Source organism: Actinospica sp. (assembly GCF_035552695.1).
Classification (GTDB): Bacteria; Actinomycetota; Actinomycetes; order Streptomycetales; family Catenulisporaceae; genus Actinospica.
In genome coordinates this window covers 1-7,793 of the sequence record NZ_DASZKT010000068.1, presented here as the reverse complement: position 1 = coordinate 7,793, position 7,793 = coordinate 1, and the positions used below count along the sequence as shown (strand labels likewise).

At 71.9% G+C, this 7,793-nt stretch carries 9 protein-coding genes; 3 read left to right on the top strand and 6 right to left on the bottom strand.

Annotation, left to right across the window (positions count from 1 at the left end; all coding sequences use genetic code 11):
* Both VG296_RS09515 and VG296_RS09510 read right to left on the bottom strand, forming a co-directional pair.
* The coding region (locus tag VG296_RS09515) for a hypothetical protein (RefSeq protein WP_325565241.1) at positions 1-260 on the bottom strand (260 nt) is incomplete at its 3' end.
* Positions 261-430: 170 nt separating this feature from the next.
* On the bottom strand, positions 431-1,093 hold the full coding sequence (locus VG296_RS09510; protein WP_325565239.1) for a response regulator transcription factor: 663 nt from the start codon (positions 1,091-1,093) through the stop codon (positions 431-433).
* A gap of 26 nt (positions 1,094-1,119) precedes the next feature.
* On the opposite strand from VG296_RS09510, the gene VG296_RS09505 reads away from it, so the two are divergent.
* The 3 genes from VG296_RS09505 to VG296_RS09495 are packed head-to-tail and all read left to right on the top strand — an operon-like array spanning position 1,120 to position 4,743.
* Positions 1,120-2,364, top strand: a complete 1,245-nt coding sequence (locus VG296_RS09505; RefSeq protein WP_325565237.1) for a hypothetical protein — start codon at positions 1,120-1,122, stop codon at positions 2,362-2,364.
* Positions 2,361-3,611 carry a sensor histidine kinase gene (locus tag VG296_RS09500; RefSeq protein WP_325565235.1) on the top strand — a complete coding sequence of 417 codons (1,251 nt, stop codon included), beginning with the start codon at positions 2,361-2,363 and terminating at the stop codon, positions 3,609-3,611. Before VG296_RS09505 ends, VG296_RS09500 begins: the two co-directional genes overlap by 4 nt.
* 22 nt (positions 3,612-3,633) lie before the next feature.
* A complete protein-coding gene (locus tag VG296_RS09495) occupies positions 3,634-4,743 on the top strand; it encodes an alanine racemase (protein ID WP_414641078.1) in 1,110 nt (369 codons plus the stop codon).
* A 36-nt stretch (positions 4,744-4,779) separates the two neighbouring features.
* On the opposite strand, the gene VG296_RS09490 is transcribed toward VG296_RS09495, so the two are convergent.
* From VG296_RS09490 to VG296_RS32775, 4 genes are all read right to left on the bottom strand, one after another.
* Positions 4,780-5,562: a 3-oxoacyl-ACP reductase gene (locus VG296_RS09490; protein WP_325565232.1), complete on the bottom strand. Its 783-nt coding sequence runs from the start codon at positions 5,560-5,562 to the stop codon at positions 4,780-4,782.
* Between the two features lie 17 nt (positions 5,563-5,579).
* The gene (locus VG296_RS09485; RefSeq protein WP_325565230.1) at positions 5,580-6,944 is read right to left on the bottom strand and encodes an aldehyde dehydrogenase family protein; all 1,365 of its coding nucleotides are present in this window, start codon (positions 6,942-6,944) and stop codon (positions 5,580-5,582) included.
* Complete coding sequence (locus VG296_RS09480) at positions 6,941-7,663, bottom strand: gamma-glutamyl-gamma-aminobutyrate hydrolase family protein (RefSeq protein WP_325565228.1); 723 nt, start codon at positions 7,661-7,663, stop codon at positions 6,941-6,943. The genes VG296_RS09485 and VG296_RS09480 overlap by 4 nt, the downstream gene beginning before the upstream one ends.
* A partial coding sequence (locus VG296_RS32775; RefSeq protein ID WP_349259506.1) for a hypothetical protein occupies positions 7,660-7,793 on the bottom strand: 134 nt, incomplete at its 5' end. The genes VG296_RS09480 and VG296_RS32775, both read right to left, overlap by 4 nt.

Sequence of the window (7,793 nt, the reverse complement as noted above, 5' to 3'; positions counted from 1 at the left end):
CCCGCGGCGCCGGAGCCGAAATATCCGGCGATGATCCCGTTCTGGTTGATGCCGAGCAGCTGGTTGAAGGTCGGGTCGGCAGGGTCGTCGACGGTCGTGAACGAGTAGCCGGCCGGCTGGACGAAGGCCGCGGTGTTCGCGGTCCCCTGGTTCTGCGCGTCCGCCTGATTGGCGACGGAGGCGATTGTGGCGCGGGCGCCGCAGCCGGCGGCGGTTCCGACGGCCACGGCCGCGACGGCGCCGATGATGAGCTTCTTCATGGTCCCTCCCCAGGTCCCAGTGCTTCGCAGTAGTCGAAGTCGTTCTGCCATCGATACTGCTCGCCGGGAGGGAGCGCGGCGATCATGCAGGCATGCGGGTGCGCTGGGGGTGCACGCATCCCCGGGCCGGGGGTGTCAGTGCCCTTTCCCGCGCCCCGGATCCTGTGTTCTCATCGGGACTCGAGAAGCGTGAGCACCGCGGCGACCCGGCGGTCGAGCTCCGCGGCGGCACCCAGGCCCAGCTTGGAGAACAGGGAGTTGATATGCTTCTGGACGGCCCGCTCGGTGAGCACCAGGGCCCTGGCGATGGCGGCGTTGCTCTTGCCCTGGGCCATCTGCTCGAGCACCTCGCGCTCCCGGGGAGTGAGCCCGGCCAGCGGCGAGCCCTCGGCCCGCTCGGACCGCGTCACCAGTGCCTCGACGAGCTGCGGGTCCAGCGCCGAACCTCCGGAGGCGACCTGGCGCAGCGAGCGCTCGAGTTCGGAGACGTCGCCGATCCGCTCCTTGAGCAGATACCCCGCACCCGCCGCCCCGCCGCGCAGGAACTCGTACGCGTACTGCGGATCGGCGAACTGGGTGAGCAGGATGACGCCGGTGCCCGGGTGCTCGGCGCGGATCCGCGCGGCGGCCTTGAGGCCTTCGGTGCCGTGGTCCGGCGGCATCCGGATGTCGGTGATCACCACGTCGGGCCGGTGCTCGTCGACGGCGGCGAGCAACTCGTCGAGGTCTGCGACAGCCGCGAGCAGCTCGACGTCGTCCAGCGCGTCGAGCAGCGCCGAGGTTCCGGCACGCAGCAGGTAGTTGTCCTCGGCCAGGACAACCCGGATCGGCACGAATACTCCTCCCCTGGAGGGCACGGATGACACGGGTTCCCACGATAGACGCACCGCGGCCGTTGTCCACCGCGCGGACCCGCGCCGATGCGCTGTACCCGCTGTTCCAGGCGTCGGCGCAGGGAGTCGTCTCGGTGGGGTTCGTGATCGCGGTGTACGAGGCACTGGTGGCGGGCGAGCTGCATTTCTGGCCGGCCGCGCCGGACTCCTGGATTCTGCCGATGTGGGTGGCCGCCGCGAGCGTGTCCGGGCTCGGCCTCGGTCCGCTGCGCCGGCTCGTCGCGCGGCTGCTGCGGCGGGCGTGGCCGACGGGCGCGCACGATCCGTACGCGGAGTTGGCCGAGACCGTGGCCGGGGCGCGGCTGGCGACCCCGGCGGAAGACGCGCTGAACCGGCTGGCGGAGATCGCGGTGCGCGGGACGGGCGCGCGGGCGGCTCGGGCGGTCCGGGCCACGGCTGACGAGACGGTACCGGTCGCCGTCACGCCCGCTGAGACGTTCCCCATCGCGGTGGACGGCAGGGTGCTGGGTCAGCTGGTGCTCGAACCGTCGCGGCGCGGACTGAGCAAGGCGGATCGGCGGCTGGCGACCTCCCTCGCGGACGCGGCGGGTGCGGTGCTGCGCAACGCCGAGCTGACCGCGGAGCTGGCCGAACAGCTGCGTCGGCGGGAGGCCCAGGCCGCGGAACTCGACCGGTCGCGGCGGCGCGTCGTGGCGGCGCGGGACGAGGCCAGGGAACGTCTCGGGCAGCAGATTCAGGACACTGTCGGCAGGGCGCTGAGTCAGGGCCGGGAGCAGGCGTCCGCCTTGGCGCAGTCGGGGGACGCGGCCGGCTGGGAGCCGCGGCTGGCCGAACTCACCGAACTGGTCGACACGGCGGTGAAGGACTTTCGGCGCATCGTGCACGGCGTGTACCCGGCGACGTTGACCGACCACGGACTCCGCGCGGCGCTCGGCAATCTCGTCGCCGACCTTCCGGGCAGCCCGAGATTCACCGCTCCCGAGCTGCCCCGATTCGAGGCGCGGTACGAAGCAGGGGTCTACTTCTGTGTCGCCGCGCTGCTCGAGCCGGTCGCCGGCGACGCGGACGTGCGGGTCGAATTCGAAGACGGCGAGCTCAGAGTCCGGCTGAGCAGCGTGCACGTCGACTGGAGTCCCGGGACGCTGGAGGCGATCCGGGACCGGGTCGCGGCGCTCGACGGCCGTCTTCGTCTGGACGGCGCGGACCTCGCCGAACTGCTTGTGCCCATCCGGACGGAGGTGGCCGCGTGATCGGCCGAATCTTCAATCGCACACTGATATACGCGCTGCTGGTGGCGGCGATCGGCGCGGCGTACGTGTACGGAGTGGCGAACGTGGACGCCGCGTTCGGCCTCGACTCGGACTGGCTCGCGCCGCCCCAGGTCGCGGCGGCCGGGCTGGTCGCGGTCGGCTTCGATCCGATACGCCGGCGGGTCGAATCGTGGGCGGATCGGCTCGTGTACGGCCGCCGGATCACCGCAGGTGCCGCTGTCGCGCAGATAACGGCACTCGGCCAGGGCGGCGACAGCGCGGCGGCGCTGCGCGACCTCGCGCGGATCGTCGCCCTCGGGCTCGGCACCGGAACCGCCTCGATCCAGTTGCGGAAGCCGGACGGCGGCGCCCACCGGTACGCGTGGCCGGTGCAGGAGCCGCCGAAGCGACTGCGGGAGCTGCCGATCAACTATCAGGGTACTGTCGTCGGAGCGCTGGAACTGCCCGCCGACCCGGGACGCGCCCCGGCACCTCGGCGAAGGGCGATGGTCGAGAGCCTGATCCGGAGCGCCGGCGTGATCCTGCACAACGCGAGCCTCACCATCGAGCTCGAATATCAGATTACGCGTATGCGGTCGCGCGCGTCGGAAATCCATGCCGCACGCTGGCGCATCGTCGCCGCGCAGGACAGCGAGCGGCGCGAACTCGAGCGCGACCTGCACGACGGAGCGCAACCCGGGCTGACGGCCGTCCGCCTCGGGCTCGGGCTGGTCACGCATCTCGCGAAGGCGGGGAAGACCGATGCGGCACGGCGTGCGGTCCAGAACCTGATCGCACAGATCGACAACGCGTCGGCCGGGCTGCAGCAGACGCTGCGCGGGCTCGATCCGGAGGTGCTGCGGGAGTCCGGGCTCGCCGCCGCGCTGCGCGAACTGGCGGACGAGTCGGGCGTGGCCGGCCATGCGGAGATCACGGACGCGACCGACGGCCTGCGGTTCCGCGCGGATCTGGAGGCCGCGGCGTACTTCTGCTGCGCGGAGGCGATCCAGAACGCCGCGAAGCACGCCCCGGGGGCGGCTCTGCACATCCTGCTCGAGCACGGTTCCGGCCAGGTCCGCTTCGAGGTGCGCGACGAGGGACCCGGCTTCGAAGCGGGCGACGTGCGGGAGCGCGCGGGCAGCGGCCTGCGGAACATGGCGGATCGCGCGGAGACGGTCGACGGCGGACTCACGGTCGAGTCCACGCCGCGCGGCACGATCGTGACCGGGTGGATTCCGCTATCGTAAGATCTCAACACAGCTAGGAGCCCTGACCGTGCCAAGCCACATCACCGCCGCCGCACAGGCCGCGCCGTCCACGCCCGCGCTCGTCGTGGACGCGGACACGCTGGATCGGAACATCGCGAGGATGGCGGCCGCCGGACGCGCCGGCGGGTTCGCGCTTCGCCCGCACGCGAAGACGCACAAATGCCCGCAGATCGCGGAGAAGCAGCTGGCGGCCGGGGCGGTCGGGCTGACGGTGGCGACGATCGGCGAGGCCGAGGCGTTCGCGGCCGGTGGCGTCACAGACCTCTTCATCGCGTACCCGCTGTGGCTCGACGACGGCAAGCAGCGACGGCTGGCGAAGCTGGCGGCCGGGGCGCGCGTCCAGGTCGGCGTGGACTCGGTCGAGAACGCGCGACGGATCGCGGGAACGGGGGCGAGCGTCCTCATCGAGATCGACAGCGGCCATCACCGGACCGGCGTACGCCCGGGCGAGGCAGGGGCGCTTGCTCGGGCGGCGAGCGAACTCGGGCTGACGGTGGACGGCGTGTTCACCTTCCCGGGCCACGGCACGGCGCACGCCGCGAACGCGACTCCGACCGACGTCCGCGCCCAGGCGGCACGCGACCAGGAAGCCGCGTTGACCGAGGCGGCGGCGTCGCTGCGGGACGCGGGCATCGAACCGACGGTCGTCAGCGGCGGCTCGACGCCGACCGCCGCGCTGCGCGGGGACGGCCAGATCAATGAGCTGCGACCCGGCGTGTACGTGTTCAACGACGCGATGCAGGTCGCGCTCGGCTCGTGCACCGTCGAGGACGTGGCGCTGGCCGCCGCCGCGACGGTGGTCAGCGTCCCGGCGGCGGACCGCTTCGTGCTCGACGCCGGGAGCAAGGTGCTCGGCGCGGACCCGAACGCCTGGTCGCCGGGCTACGGGCTGGTCCCCGCGTATCCGGGCTCGAAGGTCGTCCAGCTCTCCGAGCACCACGCCGTCGTGCAACTGCCGCCGGGGGTGACCGCGCCGCGGCACGGGGACCGGGTGGTGATCATCCCGAACCACGTGTGCAACGCGGTCAACCTCGCGGCCGAACTCGTCATCGTGCGGGAGGGCCGGCACGTGGAGAGCTGGCCGGTCGCCGCGCGCGGCGCCAACAGTTAGCAGCCAACAGTTAGCAACAGTCAGCGGCGCTACTGACTAGAGCGGGGTCACGTAAGCGCCGGAGATGCCGCCGTCCACGACGAAGCCGGATGCCGTGATGAAGGACGCGTCGTCGCTGCCGAGGAACGCGACGGCGGCGGCGATCTCCTCCGGCTCGGCGAAGCGGCCGACCGGGATGTGCACCAGACGCCGCGCGGCGCGCTCCGGGTCCTTGGCGAACAGCTCCTGCAGCAGCGGGGTGTTCACCGGTCCCGGGCACAGCGCGTTGACCCGGATGCCCTCACGCGCGAACTGAACGCCGAGTTCGCGGCTCATCGCCAGCACCGCGCCCTTCGACGCCGTATACGAGATCTGCGACGTGGCCGCGCCCATCAGCGCGACGAAGGAGGCCGTGTTCACGATCGCGCCCTTGCGCCCGGACTCGGCGTACTGCCGCCGCATGTGCGGGATCGCGGCCTTGCAGCACAGGTAGACGCTGGTCAGATTGACCTCCTGGACCTTGCGCCAGGCCTCGATGCCGGTGTCCAGGATCGAGTCGTCGTCCGGCGGCGAGATGCCGGCGTTGTTGAAGGCCAGGTCCAGCGAGCCGTAGCGGTCGACGGTCGTCTGGAACAGCGCCTCGACCTGCTCGCGGTCGGTCACGTCGGTGGCCGCGAACAGGCCGCCGACCTCCTCGGCGGCCTTCGGCCCCATGGTCTCGTCGAGGTCGGCGATGACGACGCTCGCGCCCTCGGCGGCCAGGCGCCGGGCCGTGGCCAGGCCGATTCCGCTGGCCCCGCCGGTGATCACGGCCGCCTTCCCGGCGTAGCGCTGCACCATGTTCTTCTCCTGCTCTATCAGTACGCGATGAAGACGTTCTTGGTCTCGGTGAACGCGTCGAGGGCGTCCGGGCCGAGCTCGCGGCCGAGGCCGGATTCCTTGTAGCCGCCGAACGGCGTCCAGTAGCGGACCGAGGAGTTGGAGTTGACCGAGAGGTTGCCGGCCTGCACTGCGCGCGCGGTACGCAGCGCGCGGCCGATGTCCCGAGTCCAGATCGAGCCGGACAGGCCGTAGCGCGTGGCATTGGCGAGCCGGACGGCGTCGGCCTCGTCCTCGAACGGCAGCACGGCCACGACCGGGCCGAAGATCTCCTCCGTCGCGGCGCGCGCGCCGGCCTCGATCGGGGCGAGCACGGTCGGCGGGTACCAGAAGCCTGGTCCGTCGGGCGCGTCGCCGCGAAAGGCGATCGGTGCGTCCTCGGGCACGTAGCCGCGCACCCGCTCGCGCTGCGCGGCCGAGATCAGCGGACCCATGTCCGTGCTCTCATTCGCCGGGTCGCCGACGCGGAACGCCTTGACGGCGGGCTCCAGCAGCTCCATGAACCGGTCATAGACGTTGCGCTGGACGAGGATGCGGCTGCGCGCGCAGCAGTCCTGGCCCGCGTTGTCGAACACGGCGCCGGGTGCGGCTGCCGCGGCCTGTTCGAGGTCCGCGTCGGCGAAGACGAGGTTGGCGCTCTTGCCGCCGAGTTCGAGCGTCACCGGGATGATCCGGCTCGCGGCCTTGACGGCGATCTCGCGGCCGACGCGCGTCGAGCCGGTGAAGACGATCTTCGCGACGCCGGGGTGCTCGACCAGCCGGGCACCCGCGATCGGTCCGGTGCCGGGCAGCACCTGGAAGACGTCCGGCGGCAGCCCGGCTTCGAGCGCGAGCCCGGCCAGCCGCAGCGCGGTCAGCGGCGTGAGCTCGGCGGGTTTGAGGATGACCGTGTTCCCGGCGGCGAGCGCGGGCGCGACGGCCCAGGCGGCGATCGGCATCGGGAAGTTCCAGGGCGCGATCACGCCGACGACGCCGACCGGCTCCTTGAACGTGACGTCGACGCCGCCGGACACCGGGATCTGCTGCCCGATCAGCCGTTCGGGCGCACCCGCGTAGTACTCGAACAGGTCACGCGCGTTGCCCGCCTCCCAGCGCGCTCCTCCGATCGGGTGGCCCGAGTTCGCGACCTCGAGCCGCGCGAGTTCCTCGAGCTCGTCGTCGATGCGGCGGGCGAAGCTGCGCAGCAGCCGGGCGCGGTCGCCGGGGGCCACGTCGCGCCACGCCGGGAACGCGTCATCGGCGCGGGCCACGGCCGCGTCGACGTCGCGTACCGAGGCCATCGGCACCTCGGCGATCGGCTGCTCGGTCGCAGGGTTCAAGACCGTATAGGCCTGCTCGCTCATACGACCACCTTGCCGGCGTTTTCGACGAACGCGGCGAAGAGCCGCAGCTCGCGGTCCTGCTCGGGGTGCCACTGCACGCCGACGACGAACGTCCGGTCGCTCGCGACGACGGCCTCGATCCTGCCGTCCGGCGCGCGGCCGGTGATGGCCAGGCCCTCGCCGAGTCGGGCGATCGCCTGATGGTGGTAGCAGGACGCTGTGACGCTGGGTCCGAGAATCGAACCGGGCAACGCGGCGGGATCGAGCGTGACCTGAGTGCTGCCGAAGACCGCGACGCCGCCTCGGTGATCCTCGACGTGCTGGATCAGCGAGCCGCCGTACAGCACGTTGAGCAGTTGCGCGCCACGGCAGATGGCGAGCACCGGAAGGTCCCGCTCCAGCGCGGCCGACAGCAGCGCGAGCTCCCAGGCGTCGCGCTGCTCGCGCGGCGCGTCGGTCGTCTCGTGGCACGCCTCGTCGTAGCGCGCGGGATCCACGTCGGGGCCGCCCGAGATCACCAGACCATCGAGCCCTGCGACAGTCTCCGCGGCGTAGCTCGGGTCGCTCACGTCGCTCGCATTGCCGGTCGGAGGGAGCAGCAACGCGATCCCGCCGGCCGCCGCGACGCAGTCCACGTACGTGGCCGGAAGCGTCGCCGCGTCCAGTTGCCAGATGCCCCACGAAGCATGTTCGCGGTACGTGCTGATGCCGATCCGCGGTCGTCTGTTGCGCGTGTTCACAGTCGTTCGTATCCTCGGCGTCGTTCCCAGTCCGTGACGGCCGCGTTGAAGGATTCGGTCTCGATGCGGGCGGCGTTCAGGTAGTGCGCGACGACGCCCTCGCCCAGGGCCGTTTTGGCCAGGTCGCTGG

What these genes read in the sequence shown, in the direction of transcription:
- VG296_RS09505 (WP_325565237.1), top strand. Translation starts at nt 1,120, where the DNA reads ATGACACGGGTTCCCACGATAGACGCACCGCGGCCGTTGTCCACCGCG.
- VG296_RS09490 (WP_325565232.1), bottom strand. Translation starts at nt 5,562, where the DNA reads ATGGTGCAGCGCTACGCCGGGAAGGCGGCCGTGATCACCGGCGGGGCC.
- VG296_RS09485 (WP_325565230.1), bottom strand. Translation starts at nt 6,944, where the DNA reads ATGAGCGAGCAGGCCTATACGGTCTTGAACCCTGCGACCGAGCAGCCG.